14 protein-coding genes are annotated in these 19,412 nt (G+C 59.3%); 2 read left to right on the top strand and 12 right to left on the bottom strand.

Annotated elements, in window-relative coordinates; genetic code table 11:
- Position 1: 1 nt before the first annotated feature.
- The 8 genes from AC2T6E_RS19410 to AC2T6E_RS19445 form a co-directional block, all read right to left on the bottom strand.
- Positions 2-1,906, bottom strand: a complete 1,905-nt coding sequence (locus AC2T6E_RS19410) for a bifunctional 5-dehydro-2-deoxygluconokinase/5-dehydro-2-deoxyphosphogluconate aldolase (protein ID WP_486692911.1) — start codon at positions 1,904-1,906, stop codon at positions 2-4.
- Positions 1,907-1,918: 12 nt separating this feature from the next.
- The gene (locus AC2T6E_RS19415; protein WP_486692913.1) at positions 1,919-3,052 is read right to left on the bottom strand and encodes a Gfo/Idh/MocA family protein; all 1,134 of its coding nucleotides are present in this window, start codon (positions 3,050-3,052) and stop codon (positions 1,919-1,921) included.
- 8 nt (positions 3,053-3,060) lie between these two features.
- Positions 3,061-4,089 (bottom strand): ABC transporter permease, encoded by a 1,029-nt coding sequence (locus AC2T6E_RS19420; RefSeq protein WP_028014045.1) that lies wholly within the window; start codon positions 4,087-4,089, stop codon positions 3,061-3,063.
- Between the two features lie 11 nt (positions 4,090-4,100).
- Positions 4,101-5,648: a sugar ABC transporter ATP-binding protein gene (locus tag AC2T6E_RS19425; protein WP_486692916.1), complete on the bottom strand. Its 1,548-nt coding sequence runs from the start codon at positions 5,646-5,648 to the stop codon at positions 4,101-4,103.
- A gap of 48 nt (positions 5,649-5,696) precedes the next feature.
- On the bottom strand, positions 5,697-6,626 hold the full coding sequence (locus AC2T6E_RS19430) for a sugar ABC transporter substrate-binding protein (RefSeq protein WP_023333011.1): 930 nt from the start codon (positions 6,624-6,626) through the stop codon (positions 5,697-5,699).
- A gap of 31 nt (positions 6,627-6,657) precedes the next feature.
- Positions 6,658-7,644, bottom strand: coding sequence for an inositol 2-dehydrogenase (gene iolG / locus AC2T6E_RS19435; protein WP_047368086.1), 987 nt, complete (start codon positions 7,642-7,644; stop codon positions 6,658-6,660).
- Positions 7,645-7,944: 300 nt separating this feature from the next.
- Positions 7,945-9,870 carry a 3D-(3,5/4)-trihydroxycyclohexane-1,2-dione acylhydrolase (decyclizing) gene (iolD, locus tag AC2T6E_RS19440; RefSeq protein ID WP_486692919.1) on the bottom strand — a complete coding sequence of 642 codons (1,926 nt, stop codon included), beginning with the start codon at positions 9,868-9,870 and terminating at the stop codon, positions 7,945-7,947.
- 11 nt (positions 9,871-9,881) lie between these two features.
- Entirely contained in the window at positions 9,882-11,387 is a 1,506-nt protein-coding gene (locus AC2T6E_RS19445; protein WP_213822835.1) for a CoA-acylating methylmalonate-semialdehyde dehydrogenase, read from the bottom strand.
- 291 nt (positions 11,388-11,678) lie between these two features.
- Between AC2T6E_RS19445 and AC2T6E_RS19450 the strand changes: the two genes are divergently transcribed.
- Positions 11,679-12,512, top strand: a complete 834-nt coding sequence (locus AC2T6E_RS19450) for a MurR/RpiR family transcriptional regulator (RefSeq protein WP_486692921.1) — start codon at positions 11,679-11,681, stop codon at positions 12,510-12,512.
- Positions 12,513-12,560: 48 nt separating this feature from the next.
- Here AC2T6E_RS19450 and AC2T6E_RS19455 read toward each other — a convergent pair whose 3' ends face one another.
- The 4 genes from AC2T6E_RS19455 to guaB form a co-directional block, all read right to left on the bottom strand.
- Positions 12,561-13,811 carry a type II toxin-antitoxin system HipA family toxin gene (locus AC2T6E_RS19455; RefSeq protein ID WP_454539843.1) on the bottom strand — a complete coding sequence of 417 codons (1,251 nt, stop codon included), beginning with the start codon at positions 13,809-13,811 and terminating at the stop codon, positions 12,561-12,563.
- A 37-nt stretch (positions 13,812-13,848) separates the two neighbouring features.
- A complete protein-coding gene (locus tag AC2T6E_RS19460; RefSeq protein WP_454539842.1) occupies positions 13,849-14,379 on the bottom strand; it encodes a helix-turn-helix domain-containing protein in 531 nt (176 codons plus the stop codon).
- Between the two features lie 351 nt (positions 14,380-14,730).
- Positions 14,731-16,308, bottom strand: coding sequence for a glutamine-hydrolyzing GMP synthase (gene guaA, locus AC2T6E_RS19465; protein ID WP_063427885.1), 1,578 nt, complete (start codon positions 16,306-16,308; stop codon positions 14,731-14,733).
- 69 nt (positions 16,309-16,377) lie between these two features.
- On the bottom strand, positions 16,378-17,844 hold the full coding sequence (gene guaB / locus AC2T6E_RS19470) for an IMP dehydrogenase (protein WP_010433923.1): 1,467 nt from the start codon (positions 17,842-17,844) through the stop codon (positions 16,378-16,380).
- Between the two features lie 159 nt (positions 17,845-18,003).
- On the opposite strand from guaB, the gene xseA reads away from it, so the two are divergent.
- Complete coding sequence (gene xseA / locus AC2T6E_RS19475; protein WP_486692923.1) at positions 18,004-19,377, top strand: exodeoxyribonuclease VII large subunit; 1,374 nt, start codon at positions 18,004-18,006, stop codon at positions 19,375-19,377.
- Positions 19,378-19,412: the final 35 nt, after the last annotated feature.

Genomic DNA, 19,412 nt, shown 5'->3' on the forward strand with positions numbered 1-19,412 from the left:
ATTATGCGTGTCCGCGCTCGCGCCACCAGGCGATGAGCTGCAGGTAGTTGTCCCGGATGCGCGCCACCAGCTGCGCATCGTCAATATCGTGTTTCAGCCACGCGCGGGAGGCATCGCCAAACAGCGTGCGCCCCACGGCGAAGCCTTTTACTACCGTCTGCCCCGCTGCGGCTTTAAAGTCGGCACGCAGCTGTTCCGCCGGGGCGTCCAGGCCGAGGATCACCACCCCGCGGCAGTGCGGATCCCGGCGTTCGATAATCTCGCTCAGCGCCGCCCAGCCGTCGGCGGAGAGCGGCGGCAGCTTCCACCAGTCCGGGTAAATGCCGAGGTTGTAGAAGCGAGAAATGGCGCGCAGGTAGAGCTCGTCGCTGCGCGGCATGCTGGCGGGCAGGATCACCTCCAGCAGCAGCTCGTGCCCGGACTGGCAGCAGGCGTGGTACACCTCGGCGATTTTCTGCTCCTGCTCCAGGCGCAGGCCGTGGGCGTCTTCCGGGTGGAAGAAGACCAGGCACTTCACCACGTGCTCCTGCGGCCAGCTGATAAGCTGGGTGCCGATGTTGCCGTGCTCCATCTCCAGCGGCCGGGAGCCCGGCAGCTCAATGGGGCGGCCAATCCACCACCCTTCGCCGGTGATGGCGTTCAGCGCGTCCTGACCAAAGGTGCCGTCGCACAGCAGACCGGCTTTGCCCTCCAGCCCGGCGCGGTTCGCCGCCTCGCGGCTGGCCTGCAGGATCAGCTGCTTCAGCGCCGGAATGCGCTTAAGCGACGCGCCGCACTGCATCGCCATATCCTCAAGCTGGCTGCGGTGATCGAAGGCCATCACGCACAGCTCCGGCCATTCGCGGCGGCGGGTGGTCACCCGGTGGAGATGGTTAAGACGCGGGTCGAGATCCGGTCGCGGCACATCCGCAGCGCGGGAGAGATAGTCATCCAGCTCGATTTTGCTCGGCATCGCCGGGGCGCAGCCGTGGCGCGAAACCACCAGCGCGCCGCAGGCGTTGGCGTAGCGGCACGCCTGCTCCCAGCCCTCGTCGTTCAGGTAGCCGCGCAGCAGGCCGGACATAAACGCGTCCCCCGCGCCGAGAACGTTCAGCACCTCCACGCGCACGCCGGTCACCGTCAGGCCGTCGTCCAGCCGGGGCGGAATGGCGTCGGTATAGACCGAGCAGCCGAGCGCGCCGCGTTTGCAGACCAGCGTTGCCTTGCTGACGGCGCGTACCTGCCCCAGCGCCTGCAGGGTATCCGTACTGCCGCCCGCAATGTGGAACTCCTCTTCGGTGCCGACAATGACGTCGAAGAGGTGAAGCACCTCCTGCAGCTCGCGGGTGACCGTATCGGCGGCGATAAAGCGCGTTTCCCCGTCGCCTAAGGCGGTCAACCCCCACAGCACCGGGCGGTAATCGATGTCCAGCACCGTGCGCACGCCGTGACGGCGGGCATAGCCCAGCGCCGTCAGCACCGCCTCGCGGGTCTGCGGATGAGAAAGATGCGTCCCGGTGATGGCAAGACAACGTGCGGAGGCAATGTAGCGTTCGTCCACATCGCTGGCGGTAATCGCCATATCCGCGCAGTTATCGCGATAAAAAATCAGTGGAAAGGTGTCCCGGTCTTTAATGCCGAGCAGCACCAGCGCCGTAAGGCGTTGTTTATCGGTAATCAGATGGCTGGTATCGCAGCCCACCTGGTTGAGCTCTTCCCGCAGGAAGCGGCCCATATGTTCATCGCCGACGCGCGCCAGCATCGACGAACGTAAACCCTGACGCGCGGTGCCGTACGCCACGTTGCCGGACGACCCGCCGAGATATTTGGCGAAGCTCGACGCATCCTCCAGACGGGCACCAATCTGCTGACTGTAGAGGTCTACCGCCACGCGGCCCATGCATATCACATCAAACTGCTTTTCCACGTTGATACCTCATCAGACAATGTCGTTCACGTTCAGCCAGCGGCCTTCCCGGTGCGAGAGCGCGATCGCGTCCAGCACGCGCGACACCTTCCAGCCCTCTTCGAAGTCCGGCCACATCGGCGCGTCGGCGGCAATCCCGTCCACCAGGTCGCGCACCTCCACCGTTTTTTGATCGTTAAAGCCGATCCCGTGTCCCGCGCCCATGCAGAACGCGGCGTAGTCCGGGTGCGTCGGGCCAACGAGCAGCGTGCGAAACCCCTGACGGTTCACCGGATCGTCATGCAGATAGAGCTTCAGCTCGGCCATGCGCTCCTGAGTGAAGCTGATGGTGCCTTTCGTCCCGGTAATGACGTACGACAACCCCATCTTGCGGCCGCAGGCAACGCGGGAGGTTTCAATCACGCCCAGCGCCCCGCCCGCGAAGCGCACCATCGCGTGGGCCTGATCCTCGTTTTCAACGGCAATCATCTCTGACGATCCGGCCTTCGCCGGGCGTTCAGGGACCACGATCTTCAGGTCGCCGCAGACCTGCTCGATATCCCCCACCAGGTACTGGGCCATATTGACGATGTGCGCCGCGAGGTCACCCAGCGCCCCCAGCCCGGCGGTCTCTTTAAAGCAGTGCCAGTGAATGGGCGACAGCGGGTCGGCCATATAGTCTTCGTTGTGGGTGCCGTAGAAGTGGATCACCTCGCCAATCTCGCCGCGGGCGATAATCTCCTTCGCCAGCTGCGCCGTCGGGTTCTTCATGTAGTTGAACCCCACCAGCGTTTTCACTCCGGCCCGCTTCGCGGCCTCGACCATTTCGCGCGCGTCGTGGGCGTTCAGCGCCAGCGGCTTCTCCGAGTAGACGTGCTTGCCGTGGCGGATCGCCTCCAGCGCCATCTCCTTATGCAGGTGGTTGGGTGAGCAAATATCCACCACGTCAATGGCCGGGTCGGCCACCAGCGCCCGCCAGTCGCCCGTTGAACGGTTGAAGCCAAACGCCTGCGCGCGCGCTGCCGCCAGCTCCGGCGTGACTTCCGCCACCATCTCGCGCACCAGCCTTCCGCGCAGGTTGAACACCGTCGGGGCCTGGGCATAGGCGATGGCATGTGCCTTGCCGATATACCCGGTGCCAATCAATCCAATACGAACCTCTTTCATCGTGATCCTCACAGTGCGCCGCGACGGCTTTTGGCATAGGTATCGAATGCCACCGCCAGAACGATAATTAATCCGGTGATAATCTGCTGGTAGTAGGCCGAGACGTTCATCAGCACCAGGCCGTTAATCAGAATGCCCATGATGATGGAGCCGATAATGGTGCCGCCGATGCGCCCGTAGCCGCCCATCAGCGAGGTGCCGCCAATCACCACCGAGGCGATGACGCGCAGCTCAAAGGAGATCCCGGCGACCGCCTCGGCGCTCCCCAGACGCGCGCTCAGGATGAAGCCTGCCAGCCCCGCCAGACAGCCAATCAGCACGTAGACGCTGACCAGCACACGCTTGACGTTCACCCCCGCCAGGCGCGCCGCCTCCGGGTTGCCGCCGATGGCGTAGACGAAGCGGCCCCAGCGGGTTTTATGCAGCGCCAGATAACCGCCAACGGCGACGATGGCGAAGATCCAGATCGGAATAGAGATGCCGAGCAGCTCCCCGCGTCCCCACCAGCGGTAGCCAGGGTCGAAACCGGCGATCGGCGCACCGTCGTTAATCACCAGCGTCAGGCCGCGCCAGATGGTCATCCCACCGAGGGTGACGATAAACGGCGGCAGGCGCAGGCGGGTGACGCCCAGACCGTGCAGGAAGCCAATCGCCGTGCCCATGGCCAGACAAATCCCCAGCCCGATCAGCCAGCTCATGCCGCCCCAGGCGTTCGGGTCAACGGTGGTGAAGTTGTCGCCTTTGATCACGTACGCCGCGGTCATGGCGCACACCGCCAGAATGGAGCCCACGGAGAGGTCGATCCCGGCGGTCAGAATGACGAAGGTCATCCCCACGGCCATGATCCCGTAGATGGAGACTTCGGTCAGGATGTTGAAAATATTGCGTTCAGAGAAAAAGTTGCTGTTCTGCGACTGGAAGAAGATCAGCAGCAGGATCATGAAAATCAGCACCCCGAAGCGCTCGAAGAAGGCGATGGGATCGATGCGTCCGGCGCGTTTGACCGGGGCCTGCGTTTTAGAAATCATCTGCGTCATGAGAAACTCCGTTATGCCGCGTTCAGGGCGTTGTGGTTGATGGCCATCATCGTCATCAGCCGTTCTTCGTTAGCGTCGTCACCGTGGATCACGCCGGTCACCCGGCCTTCGCTGAGGGTGATGATCCGGTCAGACACCGCCATCACTTCAGGCAGATCGGAGGAGATCACGATCACCGCTACGCCCTTTTTCGCCATGTCAAACAGCACCTGGTGCACTTCCGATTTGGTCCCCACGTCGATGCCGCGCGTCGGCTCATCGACGATCAGCACCCGTGGATTGAGCGCCATGCAGCGCGCGAGGATCACTTTTTGCTGGTTGCCGCCGGAGAGCTTGCGCACCTCCTGCGCGCTGTTGACCATTTTGATCTGCAGCGCCTGGCGGTAGGACTCAATCAGATCGTCCTCTTTGCGGGTGTTCACAAACCAGCGCCACTGCAGCAGCGAGGAGAGGCAGGAGAGCGACAGGTTGTCGCGAATCGACAGCCCCAGCACCGCCCCTTCTTTTTTACGATCTTCCGGCACTAGCGCCACACCGTGGTCGAGGGCATACAGCGGATCGCGCGGCTGGTAAGGCACGCCGTCCAGCTCAAAACTCCCCGAGGTAAACGCATCAGCGCCAAACAGGCAGCGGGCCACTTCGGTACGTCCCGCGCCTACCAGCCCGGCAATGCCCAGGACCTCCCCGGCGTGGACGTGGAAGCTGATGTCGTGCAGGGCGATGCCGTGCGGATCCAGCGGCGGCTTTTCGCGGCTCAGCCTCTTCACCGCCAGACGGATGGGTTTATCCTCATGGTGGGTTTCGCTGGCGGGACGGCGGTTAAAGGCCACGTCGCGTCCGACCATCAGGCGAATCAGCTGTTCGACGTTGGTCTCCGCCACCGCGCCGGTGCCGGTGAAGCGGCCGTCCTGGAAAACGGTGAACCGATCGCAGAGCTGGAAAACTTCGTGCAGACGGTGGGTAACGTAAATAATGCTCACGCCGCGGTTTTTAAGCTCGCGCACCACGCGGTGCAGGCTTTCCACCTCGCTGTCGCTCAGCGCGGCGGACGGTTCGTCCATAATGATTAACCGGGCGTTGAGGGTCAGCGCCCGGGCGATCTCCACCATCTGCTGCTGGGCGACGCTCAGACGGGCGACAGGCGTTGTCGGTGCAACGTTCAGCTGCAGGTAATCGAGAATGACCTGCGCCTCCTGGTTTACCGCCTTTTCGTCGACGATCAGGTTACGTTTACGCGGCTCGCGCCCGAGAAACATGTTTTCCGCGACGGTCATGTTGGGCAGCAGGTTGAATTCCTGATAGATGGTAATAATGCCCTTGTTCTGGCGCGCCACCGGTGAGTCATCCACCGGCAACGTTTCGCCGTTGAACCAGATATCCCCGCGCGTTTGCGGCTGCGCGCCCGCGAGCGCCTTCAGCAGCGTGGATTTCCCCGCCCCGTTTTCCCCCAGCAGGGCGTGAATTTCTCCGCTGCCGACGGTCAGCTGAGCACTGCTCAGCGCCCAGACGCCGGAAAAGCTTTTTGCCAGGTCGGTCACTTTCAGTAAGGGTTGCGACATCGGTCTGCTCCTCCTCATGATGAGCCGCCAGAGGCGGCTCGGGACATATCAGTTACCGGCCTCACCGATACGCTCAGCCTGCTGCAGGTTTTCTTTGGTGATCAGCGTCGGCGGATAGTCGGCCCCGGTGATGGCTTTCTTCTCGCGCACGTTGGCCACCAGCTGGCTCATCGCCGTCTGCACCGCAAAGCCCGGACGCTGATCCGCCGTTACCGCCAGCCAGCCGTCGCGCACGCGGGCGAGCGCTTCCGGCACTGCATCAAACCCAGTCACGAGGATTTCACCCGGCTTCACGCCCTGGCTCTGCAGCGCTTCAATCGCGCCCAGCGCCATATCGTCGTTGGCGGAGAGGATCACCTGCGGGCGCTTCGGCAGCGAAGGCAGCACGCTTTCAACAATGCGCATCCCTTCCGAACGCATCCAGTTCCCGGTCTGATCGGCGACGATCTTGTATTTATCCCCGCCCGCCTTCAGGCTGTCGCGGATCCCTTTGGTGCGTTCAATATTGGAAGAGGAGCCCGGCTGACCGGTAAGGAGAATGATGTCCGCGCCGTTGGGGAATTTGGTTTTAACGAAGTCGCCAACCGCCTGGCCGCCCTTGTAGTTGTTGGCGCCGAAGTGCGGCACTTTCTTCTGGCTATCAACGGAGCGGTCGAGGGTGACGATCGGCAGTTTCGCATCCTGAATTTCATCCACCGCGCTGGAGACCGCGTTCACGTCGTTCGGGGAGACGATAAAGCCCTGCGCCCCGCGGGTGATGGCGTTTTCCAGGTCAGCCACCTGCTTCGGTGAGCTGCCCTGCCCGTCCAGCACCTGAAGCTTCACGCCCATCTCTTTTGCGGCTTTCACCGCCGTGCGCTGCATGTGAACTTCAAACGGCATGGCCAGGTTTGGCGTACTGAAAACAATTTGCTCGTTTTCGGCGAGGGCGGCCCCGGACGTCATGGCGATGAGGGCGGCTACGATCAGTTTTTTCATTATTATGTCTCTCTGTGTAGGGTTGTTGTGTTTAGAGGACGATCTCGCGCTGGCTGCGCAGTGACTCCAGCGCTTTATCCGCAAGGTACAGCGCACGTTCACCATCATCGCCGCTGCAGTCAGGCACCGCTTCGCCGCGCAGGACCGCAACAAAGTGTTCCCATTCCGCGGCGTAAGCGGATTTGTAGCGCTGCAGGAAGAAGTGTTCCGGCAGCGCGCTGGTGCAGCCCTGTTTGCCGTAGTGCTGCACCTGGTTTTCAAGGATGTTGCCCGCGCACAGCAGCCCTTCGGAGCCATGCAGCTCCAGGCGCTGGTCGTAGCCGTAAGATGAACGGCGGCTGTTAACGATGGTCGCCATCGCCCCGGAGGCATATTTCAGAACGATAAACGCGGTATCGATATCCCCCGCCTCGCCAATCGCCGGATCCACCAGGTTACTCCCCTGGGCATACACCGACACCGGCTCTTCGCCCATGATGAAGCGCGCCATGTCAAAGTCGTGGATGGTCATATCGCGGAACATGCCGCCGGAAACGCGCACGTACTCAGCAGGCGGCGGGGACGGGTCGCGGGAGATGATCAGCAGCGATTCCGGTTTGCCGATGCGCCCGGCCTGCGCGTCGGTTTTCACCCGGCGGAACTGCGGGTCAAAGCGGCGGTTAAAGCCGATAAACAGCGGCACGTCGTACTCTTTAACCACCTTCAGGCAGTCGCGCACGCGGGCAAGGTCAAGGTGTACCGGCTTTTCACAGAAGATGGCCTTGCCGTGGCGGGCAGCCATTTCAATGAGGTCCGCGTGGGTATCGGTGGCGGAGGCGATCAGTACGGCGTGAACGTTAGGGTCGGTCATCGCCTCATCCACGCTCTGCTGACGGGCCTGATACTGCGCGGCAAGACGGGTGGCAAATTCCTGATTCGGGTCAACCACGGACCAGAGCGTGGTCGCGCCGTGGCTGGCGATGTTAGCTGCATGTACCTGGCCAATTCGGCCAGCGCCCAGTAAAGCAATGTTAAACATAACGGCTCCCGGTGTTGGTGAATGCTGTGAACTAACGACCCTATAAATAAAACATTTATTTCATTTTTATAAATAGTGAAAATTATGTTTTTGAGTGTGGGTTAACACTTTTGAGATGAATGAGATAAATTTTGTTATCAATCTCACAACATGGGAGGAAGTACGGAAGCGCCCCTCACCCCGGCCCTCTCCCCAAAGGGGCGAGGGAGAAAAGGCCGCACCTAACCATCCCCTCTCCCCTTTGGGGAGAGGGTTAGGGTGAGGGGAAATGAAATGAAAATTTCGTTACGGCAGGAAAACTCAATACTGGCGAGCTTTTTTCACCTGCGCCTGGGTTTGCTCGGCGGCTTCGCGCACGGCAGACGACGCTGCCACCTGCGCATCACCGGTTCGCCACCACGAGGCGTAATCGTGGGTCATGGTCTTCGGCAATACCTTGATGTCCAGCAGCGTCGGGCCCGGATGCGCGCGTGACGCCTCCAGCGCCGCCAGCAGGCTTTGCTCATCGTTCACCCGCCACGCGCGGCAGCCGTAGCTTTGTGCGTTTTGCGCAAAGTCGACCTTCACCAGCGGCCCGTCAAGCCGCCCGGTTTCCGGGTTGCGCCGACGGTTTTCCGTACCAAAGCTGCCCATGCCGTGCCCCATCTGCAGGTTGTTAATGCAGCCGAAGCTTGCGTTATCAAACAGCAGAACGGTGACCTTAATCCCCTCCTGAACGGCGGTTTGCAGCTCGGAGTGCAGCATCATGTAGGAGCCATCCCCCACCATGGCGTACACCGGCTGTTCGGGTCTGGCGAGCTTCGCGCCGATGGCCGCCGCAATCTCGTAGCCCATGCAGGAGTAGCCGTACTCCAGGTGATAGCTGTCCGGCGTTTTGACCTGCCAGAGGCGCTGTAAATCGCCTGGCAGCGAACCGGCCGCGCCCACCACGATGGCGTTATCTTCAATATGCTGGTTGATCAGCCCCAGTACCCGCGTCTGGGTCAGGCGGGTGTTGAGCGTCTCGCAGTACTCCGCCAGCTGCGCGTCCAGGTGCCCCGCCACTTCGGGCGCGTCGTCAGGACGCCACTGGCGATCCCACAGGCGGCGGCACTCGTCGCGCCAGGCGGATTTCGCATTAGCGACCGCCTCTCCCCAGCCGCTGCGATACTCCTTGAGCAAGTGGGTTAATGCCTGGAGCCCGGTTTGGGCATCGGCAATCAGCGCGGTCGCGTCCAGTTTCAGGGCGTCAAATTCGGCCACGTTCAGCAGCAGGAATTCGACGTCCGGATGGGAAAAGAGCGCCTTGGAGCCGGTGGTAAAATCGGTCAGGCGCGTGCCGATGCCGATCACTAAATCGGCCTGTGGCGCGAGCTGGTTGGCGGCCATCCCGCCCGTCACCCCTACGCCGCCCAGGTTAAGTGGGTGGTCACTTACCAGCGCCCCCTTTCCGGCCTGGGTTTCGGCAAACGGCAGCTGCAGCGTCTCGACAAAGTCGCGAAATGCCTCATGCGCGCCGGAATAGCGCACGCCGCCGCCGCACACCACCAGCGGACGACGCTTGCGAGCGATTAGCGCCCGCGCCTGCGCCAGACGCTGCGGGTCAGGCGGACGGCGCTCGATATGGTGCACGCGACGCGCGAAGAAGCTGAGTGGATAATCCCAGGCCTCCCCCTGCACGTCCTGCGGCAGGCAGATGGTCACCGCGCCGGTATTCGCGGGGTCAGTAAGCGTTCGCATCGCGCTTAACATGGCGCTCATCAGTTGCTCGGGGCGGTTAATGCGGTCCCAGTAGCGGGAGACCGGACGGAAGCAGTCGTTGGTGCTGATGCTGAGATCGTGATACTGCTCGATCTGCTGCAGCACCGGGTCCGGCTGGCGGCTGGCGTAGATATCGCCCGGCAGCAGCAGCAGCGGGATGCGGTTCGCCGTGGCGGTGGCCGCGGCGGTTACCATATTGGCGGCACCCGGCCCGACGGAGGAGGTGACGGCAAAAATGCGCTGACGGCGGTGCTGTTTGGCGAATCCCGTCGCCATATGGGCAATGCCCTGCTCGTTGCAGCCCTGCATCACCTGCAGATGGCCCGGATCCTGCTCCAGCGCCTGGCCGATACCCAGCACGTTGCCGTGCCCAAAGATGGTGGCGACGCCCTCCACGAAGGGCGTTTCGTTGCCATCCACGCAGACGTACTGTTGATTAAGGAACCGGACCAGCGCCTGGGCCATGGTCATACGTTCGGTTTGCATAAAACCTCCTGTCAGCCCAGCGTTGGCATGGAGAACGCAGCGCCTGTCTCCTGCTGCATTTCCGGCCAGCGCGCGGTGATGGTTTTCATTCGGGTGTAGAAGCGCACGCCGTCGCTGCCGTGGACGTTGAGCGCGCCAAAAATCGAGCGCTTCCAGCCGCCGAAGCTGTGGAACGCCATCGGCACCGGGATCGGCACGTTAACACCCACCATGCCAGCCTGCACCTCTTCGCAGAAGCGGCGCGCGCATCCGCCGTCGCGGGTGAAAATCGCCGAGCCATTACCATATTCATGGCGGTTAATCAGATCCACCGCGCTGGCGTAATCTGCTACGCGCACCACAGAAAGCACCGGGCCGAAAATTTCTTCTTTATAGATGGTCATCTCCGGGGTGACGTTATCGAACAGCGTCGGCCCGACGAAGTAGCCCTGCTCGTGGCCCTTCACGCTGAAGCCGCGACCGTCCACGCGAAGTTTCGCTCCCTGCGCTTCCCCGCTGTCGATATAGCCCAGCACCTTGCTGCGGTGCACTGAGGAGATGAGTGGCCCCATTTCATTTTCCGGCGACTGGTCCAGGCCCGGCCCGACGCGCAGCGCGGCAATCTGTTTTTCCAGCCGGGCGCAGAGGTCATCGGCGGTTTTATCCCCCACCGCCAGCACCACCGAGAGCGCCATGCAGCGCTCGCCCGCCGCGCCGTAGGCCGCGCCCATGATGGCGTTGGTCGCCATCTCCATATCGGCGTCCGGCATTAAAATGCAGTGGTTTTTCGCGCCGCCCAGCGCCTGACAGCGCTTACCGTGGGCGGACGCGGTCTGGTAAATGTATTCCGCAATCGGCGTGGAGCCGACAAAGCTCACCGCCTGCACGCGCGGGTCGGTCAGGAGCACGTCAACGGACTCCTTATCGCCCTGCACCACGTTGAACACGCCGTCCGGCAGGCCGGCCTCTTTCAGCAGCTGCGCCAGCGCGAGCGCGAGAGAAGGATCTTTTTCCGACGGCTTCAGCACGAAGGTGTTGCCGGTTGCCAGCGCAATCGGGAACATCCACATCGGCACCATCGCCGGGAAGTTAAACGGCGTGATCCCGGCGCAGACGCCGAGCGGCTGCATCAGCGAGTGGCTGTCGACGCCGGTTCCGACGTTCGCCGAGTGTTCACCCTTTTGCAGGTGCGGGATGCCGCAGGCAAACTCCACCACTTCCAGGCCGCGCGTCAGTTCGCCCACCGCGTCGGAGAAGACCTTGCCGTGCTCTTCGCTGATGATGCGGGCCAGGCGATCCATATTCTCTTCCAGCAGCGCCTTGAAGCGGAACATCACGCGCGCGCGCTTAAGCGGAGCATGGCGCGCCCACGCCGGAAACGCTTGCTGCGCGGCGGCAATCGCCTGTTCGGTTTCCTGCGCCGTACTCATCACCACCTGGCGGATCTGCTCGCCGGTGGCCGGGTTGAAGATCGCCTGAACGCGCTGGCCTGAACCGGTGACACATTCGCCGTGAATAAAATTCGCTACCGTCTCCATCCTTAACCTCTCGCTGTTGATACGTGACTGTGACTGAACACTGTGTACAGAACACTATATATGAAACAAATATTCCATTTTAAGTTGAAATAAAATAAATGATGATTATTGTGATCAAGGATGGATTTTTATGTTAACAGCCAACAACACTGACGCCGCGTGCGCTATTAAGGAATTTCGGGCGAGGAAATGACTGAAGTTTCTGTTTCATTTTTGCTGCCAGATGGATGGCCGACATTTTAAAGACGCGGTTTTGCGTTTAGAATCATAAGACTGTATTTGGGGGATAACATGACGACAGCAACCAGCCTGAACGAACTGCAGCAGCAAATCCGCGATCGCTACGATAGCCTGAGCAAGAGGCTGCAGCAGGTCTCCCGCTACGTGCTGGATAACACCAACAGCGTGGCCTTTGATACGGTTGCCGTTATTGCCGAGCGCGCCGACGTGCCGCCGTCGACGCTGATCCGCTTTGCCAACGCCTTTGACTTCACCGGCTTCAACGAAATGAAACAGCTGTTTCGCATGAACCTGGTGGAGGAGACCGCCAGCTACAGCGACCGCGCCCGGCTGTTCCGCGAAATGGAGAGCGAGGCCGTGCCGGAAACGCCGCTCGATATCCTGCAGGAGTTCGCCCGCTCGAACGCGCAGGCGCTGCAGCAGCTGGCCGCCCGCGCCGAGCCGGAAATGCTGGAGCGCGCGGTACAGCTGCTGGCCGACGCCGACACCATCTATATCGCCGGACTGCGCCGCTCCTTTAGCGTCGCGGCCTACCTCACCTACGCCCTGAGCCACCTCGAGTGTCGCCCTATCCTGCTCGACGGCATGGGCGGGATGCTGCGCGAGCAGATCAGCCGCATTAAGGCGCGCGACATCGTGGTGTCGATCAGCTTCTCGCCGTACGCGGAAGAGACGGTGATGGTCAGCGAAACCGCCGCCAGCGTCGGCGCGCGGCAGATTGTGATTACGGACAGCCAGATAAGCCCCCTGGCGACGTTTAGCGATCTTTGCTTTGTGGTGAAAGAGGCGCAGGTGGATGCGTTCCGATCTCAGTCGGCAACGCTGTGTCTGGTGCAGTCGCTGGTGGTGGCGCTGGCGTATAGGTTGGGAAATGAGGGAAAGTAAAGCCTAGGATGACTCAGATCTTATTCAGTAGGATACGAAATCTGGCTATCACAAATTTAGGGCATTCTTGACCTGCTGACTTTCAAAAGCTGGCGAAAGTGCCCGGATATCTTTCGCATTCATTCCCAGTTCAGCCGCAAGAAAACGCCATCTTCCGCTGATAATTTCCGCCATAACCTTAAGCGCTTCACAAGCCTCATCGGGTTCGATATTGAAGAGCGGTGCTGCGTCTAATACAGCAAAAATGTTGAGTTCATTTCCATGAATCTCACTAATTGCAGTCTTGAGGGTGCCACCAGTTGACGGGTCGGGATTAATATCATAGGCAGGCGAGAGAGCCCACCGCTCGGCGGTTCGGATAAAACCATGGTTACGCAGATGGTCATCTGTATTTTGGATCAGCACAGAATAGGCCATGCGCGTCCAGAGTTCGATCACATCATCACCAGCACCATTTATCATCATCTGCTCTGCTATAGAGACGTAGTCTGATGGCTCAGTGCCAGGTAATCCCATGAAAGTCTGCGCAGTTATAAAATGGATCCGATGAGGATCCCTTGCATCTTCGTAAGAACGATCAAAACGTTTGATCAAGGCAATAGGAAATTTCCCTGATACAACAAACGGCTTAGCTTCAGCAACCGTCATTCCTATTTCTGCTGCGAGACGGAGAGCGAGCACTTCGGCACGCGCCATATCGTACTCATCATCCATCTTCGATAGCTTCGCTATCCAGAGCACCTCATGTTCATCGCGTATATTCACTTTTGGCCGTGCGCCGCCTAACGAGCCTGCTGCGTCAAGTAGTAACTGTCCCGCTAGAAGCTTCGCTCGGTTTTCACGATAATGAATGGGATCGGCTTCGAAGGCTCGCGCCTCATGAACCATCGCTTCGAGTTCGATGAGGCGTGGTATGGAAAATGTATTTTCGCCTGTGCGGGGTTGAGCCAAAGGCAATGCGTCGGGTGCTTCGCTTTCGTAAAAACGAAGTGCGCCTGAGCGCAGAAAGTCATCAACCCCGATAAGATACTGAAAATCATTCAGAGTACGCCCACCATATGCAGCACGCATAATGGCGCGCCCCCATGAATCAGGAGTACTGTCAGCGACAGGCATCACAAGAGGTGATGAATTTCCCTGAAGACTAGCCGAAGCGACAACCTGGCTACGCGGCATGGTGGGAGAAAGATCAAAACCGTCAGGATTATCAATCCAGCTCTGCGCATAAGTGAAGACGGAGTTCTGACGCGCACCATCGACGTTAAAATCCAGTTGCCCGACGAATTCTTGACTATCCATCCAGACGTAAAGCCTTTGTCTCATACAATATCTCTTATCATGAGCCGGAAGAACCTCGCGTCGCTTTTAAGCGAGAGAGCAGCGGAGATGTACGTCCTGATGGACTGACCACTAATGTCGCCCTCGTCTCTGCATTAGTCTGGGTCGGTTTTTTCGTGACTGCAGTACCAGGCGCTCGTTTATCTGTTTTGCCTCTGAGGCTAATATTCACGCTGACGTCTTTATGGAGTGGCTTTGCGCTTTGCATAACATTTTCGCGCAGCATAGACAGACCAATGTCGTCATTGCGCATATCGATCAAATTGCTCAGGAGATCAAGTTTTCCAAGGATGGTGAGTACCATCGCAAGCGTGTTGAGTGAGATACCCGCACTGTCGCCACTCTCAAGCCGGTATAAAGTGGAACGCGATATTCCTGCAGATTTCGCAAACTTATCTGCAGAGAGACCCCGCACACGACGTGCAAATTCGATATCTTTCCCAAGCTTGGCTAAAGCACTTTCTGTCGATGGCCGTACAGTAGAACCTTTTGTCCGGCGAAGCTTGCTCACATAAGTTTCTTCAGGCATAACCACCTCATCCAGGAATGTATCATCTATGACACATATCATCTTAACATCGGCAATCTAACCCTTCCAGAATATGACGTAATTATTCATCGCCTGTGTCATAAGTGAATCAGAAGAGGTCTTACTTTCCAGCTAAATGGGTCGTCAATTTCAGGCCATGATCAGATGATGAAATAACAGCTATGGGGTAACGGAGTCCCTTTGGATGAAACAGCCTTCTATACCGTGTTATATACCGATAAAAGTGTGGTGTAGAGTGAAATGAGCAGGTACAAGCAAAAAACCCTCTACATTTGCAGAGGGTTATAGGAGGAAGTGAATAGATTTGATGTGCTATGAACTAGCTATACATCATTCCCACTCAATCGTAGCCGGTGGCTTACCGCTGATGTCATACACCACGCGGGAAATACCGTTCACTTCGTTGATGATGCGGTTAGACACGCGGCCTAAGAAGTCATACGGCAGATGCGCCCAGTGCGCGGTCATGAAGTCGATGGTTTCCACCGCACGCAGGGAAACCACCCAGTCGTACTTACGGCCATCGCCCATTACACCGACGGAGCGAACCGGCAGGAACACGGTGAACGCCTGGCTCACTTTGTTGTACAGGTCAGCTTTGTGCAGCTCTTCGATGAAGATCGCGTCCGCGCGACGCAGCAGGTCGCAGTACTCTTTCTTCACTTCGCCCAGCACGCGCACGCCCAGACCCGGACCCGGGAACGGGTGACGGTAGAGCATGTCGTACGGCAGACCCAGTTCCAGACCGATCTTACGCACTTCGTCTTTAAACAGCTCGCGCAGCGGTTCAACCAGCCCCATCTTCATCTCTTTCGGCAGGCCGCCCACGTTGTGGTGAGATTTGATGACGTGTGCTTTACCGGTTGCGGAGGCCGCAGACTCGATCACGTCAGGGTAGATGGTGCCCTGCGCCAGCCACTTCACGTCTTCCAGCTTCAGCGCTTCTTCGTCGAACACTTCTACGAACACGCGACCGATGATTTTACGCTTGGCTTCCGGATCGTTCTCGCCTTTCAGCGCGTCCAGGAAGCGCTGCTCGCCTTCCACGTGAACGATGTTCAGACCGAAGTGGTCGCCGAACATGTCCATGACCTGCTGGGCTTCATTCAGACGCAGCAGACCGTTGTCCACGAAGACGCAGGTCAGGTTTTTGCCGATGGCGCGGTGCAGCAGCATCGCGGTTACGGAGGAGTCCACGCCGCCGGAGAGGCCGAGGATCACTTTGTCATTGCCAACCTGCTGGCGGATACGCTCAACGGCGTCGTCGATGATTTTTGCCGGGGTCCACAGGGCTTCACACTGGCAGATGTCACGCACGAAGCGCTCCAGCATGCGCATACCTTGACGGGTGTGGGTCACTTCCGGGTGGAACTGTACGCCGTAGAAGCGTTTTTCTTCGTTCGCCATGATGGCGAACGGGCAGCTTTCGGTGCTGGCAACGGTCACGAAGTCAGACGGGATGGCGGTAACTTTGTCACCGTGGCTCATCCACACGTCCAGCAGCGGTTTGCCGTCTGCGGTCAGGGAGTCTTCGATACCGCGCACCAGCGCGCTGTCGGTGACGACTTCTACCTGTGCATAGCCAAACTCGCGCTCGTTAGAGCCTTCTACGTGGCCGCCCAGCTGCATTGCCATGGTCTGCATACCGTAGCAAACGCCGAATACCGGCACGCCCGCTTCGAACACGTACTGCGGCGCGCGCGGGCTGTTCTCTTCGGTGGTGCTTTCCGGGCCGCCGGACAGGATGATGCCGCTTGGATTGAATTCGCGAATCTGTGCTTCCGTGACATCCCATGCCCACAGCTCACAGTAAACGCCCAGTTCACGTACGCGACGCGCCACCAGCTGAGTGTACTGAGAACCGAAGTCCAGGATGAGAATGCGATGTTTATGAATGTTTTCCGTCATTGACGCTAATTCCGAGGCAAGTGAAACAGATTAAATAAATCGCCCGACACGAGGTCGGGCGAAGAAAAATCAGGAGCCCAGACGATAGTTCGGGGACTCTTTGGTGATCGTCACGTCGTGAACGTGGCTCTCCTGGATACCCGCACCGCTGATGCGTACGAATTCCGCTTTGGTACGCAGCAGGTCAATGGTACCACAGCCAGTCAGACCCATACAGGAGCGCAGGCCGCCCATCTGCTGGTGAATGATCTCTTTCAGACGGCCTTTATAGGCAACGCGACCTTCGATACCTTCCGGCACCAGTTTGTCAGCGGCGTTATCGGTCTGGAAGTAACGGTCAGAGGAACCTTTGGACATCGCGCCCAGGGAGCCCATGCCGCGGTAAGATTTGTAAGAACGGCCCTGGAAGAGTTCGATTTCGCCCGGGGATTCTTCGGTACCGGCCAGCATAGAGCCGACCATCACGGCAGCGGCGCCCGCGGCGATCGCTTTAGCGATGTCGCCAGAGAAGCGGATACCACCGTCAGCGATAACCGGAATACCGGTGCCTTCCAGCGCTTCAACCGCGTCAGACACCGCGGTGATCTGCGGAACGCCCACGCCGGTCACGATACGCGTAGTACAGATGGAGCCAGGGCCGATACCCACTTTCACCGCGCTGCAGCCGGCGTCAGCCAGCGCGCGAGCGCCTGCGCCAGTTGCCACGTTACCGCCGATGATCTGCAGGTCAGGGTATTTGGCACGGGTATCACGAATACGTTGCAGAACGCCTTCAGAGTGGCCGTGAGAGGAGTCAATCAGCAGGACGTCAACGCCCGCAGCAACCAGCGCGTCAACGCGCTCTTCGTTACCGGCACCTGCGCCAACCGCAGCGCCGACGCGCAGACGGCCATGCTCGTCTTTACAGGCGTTAGGCTTACGTTCTGCTTTCTGGAAATCTTTAACGGTGATCATGCCGCGCAGGTGGAAGCTGCTGTCAACAACCAGCGCTTTTTCAACGCGTTTTTCGTGCATTTTTGCCAGCACCACGTCGCGAGTTTCACCTTCGCGAACGGTAACCAGACGCTCTTTTGGCGTCATGTAGACGCTGACAGGCTGATTCAGGTCAGTCACGAAACGCACGTCACGGCCGGTGATGATACCAACCAGTTCGTTTTCTTCGGTCACAACCGGGTAACCGGCGAAGCCGTTACGTTCGGTCAGGGCCTTCACTTCGTGCAGCGTGGTGGTTGGCAGAACGGTCTGTGGGTCAGACACGATGCCGGATTCATGTTTCTTCACGCGGCGAACTTCTTCCGCCTGACGTTCGATTGACATGTTTTTGTGAATAAAGCCAATGCCACCTTCCTGTGCCAGGGCGATAGCCAGGCGCGCTTCAGTCACGGTGTCCATTGCCGCAGAGAGCATAGGAATGTTCAGGCGAATGGTTTTCGTCAACTGCGTGCTGAGATCGGCAGTATTCGGCAGAACGGTGGAATGAGCGGGAACGAGGAGGACGTCGTCAAACGTCAGTGCTTCTTTAGCGATACGTAGCATGGGCAATATCTCTGACCTGGGTGGTTAAATATTGCCGTGGCATTATACAGAGCGTAACCGATTGCATCTACACTTTTTTGAAAAAAATGCTTGCGATCGCTCCTCAGCAGGTTACTATCGACTGAATAACTTGCTGATTTAGAATTTGATCCCGCTCACATGTTATCCTCTCAATCCCCCTCAATTTATACTGTCAGCCGCCTTAATCAGACGGTGCGTTTGCTGCTTGAGCAGGAAATGGGGCAGGTCTGGATCAGCGGTGAGATCTCTAACTTCACGCAGCCCTCCTCCGGACACTGGTACTTTACCTTAAAAGACGACACCGCCCAGGTGCGCTGCGCGATGTTCCGCAACAGCAACCGCCGCGTGACGTTCCGCCCTCAGCACGGCCAGCAGGTTCTGGTTCGCGCCAATATCACCCTGTATGAACCGCGCGGTGATTATCAGATTATCGTCGAGAGCATGCAGCCTGCGGGCGAAGGTCTGCTGCAGCAGAAGTACGAGCAGCTTAAAGCCAAACTCTCTGCCGAGGGACTGTTCGATCAGCAGTTCAAGAAACCGCTGCCCTCTCCTGCCCACTGCGTTGGGGTGATCACCTCGAAAACCGGTGCAGCGCTGCACGATATTTTGCACGTGCTGAAGCGTCGTGACCCTTCCCTGCCCGTCATCATCTACCCGACCGCCGTTCAGGGTGACGATGCGCCGGGCCAGATAGTGCGCGCCATTGAGCTGGCGAACGCGCGCCGGGAGTGCGACGTGTTAATTGTCGGACGCGGCGGCGGTTCGCTGGAAGATCTGTGGAGCTTTAACGACGAGCGCGTGGCGCGGGCAATCTTTGCAAGTCAGATCCCTGTGGTGAGCGCCGTCGGCCACGAAACGGACGTAACGATAGCGGATTTTGTCGCGGATCTGCGCGCGCCTACGCCGTCTGCGGCGGCGGAAGTGGTCAGCCGCAACCAGCTGGAGCTGCTGCGTCAGATTCAGAACGGCCAGCAGCGCCTTGAGATGGCGATGGACTACTTCCTTGCCAACCGTACCCGCCGCTTTACCCAGCTTCATCATCGACTTCAGCAGCAGCATCCGCAGCTGCGTCTGGCGCGTCAGCAGACCGTGCTGGAGCGCCTGCGTCAGCGCATGAACGTTGCGGTAGACGCGCAGCTTAAGCGCGCGGTATCGCGCCAGCAGCGTGTAACCCAGCGCCTGAACCAGCAGAACCCGCAGCCGAAAATTTATCGCGCGCAAACGCGGATCCAGCAGCAGGAGTATCGTCTGGCGGAGACTGTCCGCGCCCGACTGAGCACCACCCGCGAGCGTTTTGGCAATGCGGTGACCCACCTTGAAGCCGTCAGCCCCCTCTCCACGCTGGCACGCGGCTATAGCGTGACGACGGCGACGGACGGCAAAGTGCTCAAGCAGACCAAACAGGTGAAAGCCGGCGATGTGCTGACGACGCGTCTTTCAGACGGCTGGGTAGAAAGCGAAGTAAAATCAATTAAACCGGTGAAAAAGACGCGTCAGCGTAAAACCGGATAATTCTTCGCCGGTTACTTACTATACTGCTGCTATTC

It is taken from the genome of Enterobacter sp. B79-1, assembly GCF_057444735.1.

What these genes read in the sequence shown, in the direction of transcription:
- AC2T6E_RS19415 (WP_486692913.1), bottom strand. Translation starts at nt 3,052, where the DNA reads ATGAAAGAGGTTCGTATTGGATTGATTGGCACCGGGTATATCGGCAAG.
- AC2T6E_RS19420 (WP_028014045.1), bottom strand. Translation starts at nt 4,089, where the DNA reads ATGACGCAGATGATTTCTAAAACGCAGGCCCCGGTCAAACGCGCCGGA.
- AC2T6E_RS19425 (WP_486692916.1), bottom strand. Translation starts at nt 5,648, where the DNA reads ATGTCGCAACCCTTACTGAAAGTGACCGACCTGGCAAAAAGCTTTTCC.
- AC2T6E_RS19430 (WP_023333011.1), bottom strand. Translation starts at nt 6,626, where the DNA reads ATGAAAAAACTGATCGTAGCCGCCCTCATCGCCATGACGTCCGGGGCC.
- iolG (WP_047368086.1), bottom strand. Translation starts at nt 7,644, where the DNA reads ATGTTTAACATTGCTTTACTGGGCGCTGGCCGAATTGGCCAGGTACAT.
- iolD (WP_486692919.1), bottom strand. Translation starts at nt 9,870, where the DNA reads ATGCAAACCGAACGTATGACCATGGCCCAGGCGCTGGTCCGGTTCCTT.
- AC2T6E_RS19445 (WP_213822835.1), bottom strand. Translation starts at nt 11,387, where the DNA reads ATGGAGACGGTAGCGAATTTTATTCACGGCGAATGTGTCACCGGTTCA.
- AC2T6E_RS19450 (WP_486692921.1), top strand. Translation starts at nt 11,679, where the DNA reads ATGACGACAGCAACCAGCCTGAACGAACTGCAGCAGCAAATCCGCGAT.
- AC2T6E_RS19455 (WP_454539843.1), bottom strand. Translation starts at nt 13,811, where the DNA reads ATGGATAGTCAAGAATTCGTCGGGCAACTGGATTTTAACGTCGATGGT.
- AC2T6E_RS19460 (WP_454539842.1), bottom strand. Translation starts at nt 14,379, where the DNA reads ATGCCTGAAGAAACTTATGTGAGCAAGCTTCGCCGGACAAAAGGTTCT.
- guaA (WP_063427885.1), bottom strand. Translation starts at nt 16,308, where the DNA reads ATGACGGAAAACATTCATAAACATCGCATTCTCATCCTGGACTTCGGT.
- guaB (WP_010433923.1), bottom strand. Translation starts at nt 17,844, where the DNA reads ATGCTACGTATCGCTAAAGAAGCACTGACGTTTGACGACGTCCTCCTC.
- xseA (WP_486692923.1), top strand. Translation starts at nt 18,004, where the DNA reads ATGTTATCCTCTCAATCCCCCTCAATTTATACTGTCAGCCGCCTTAAT.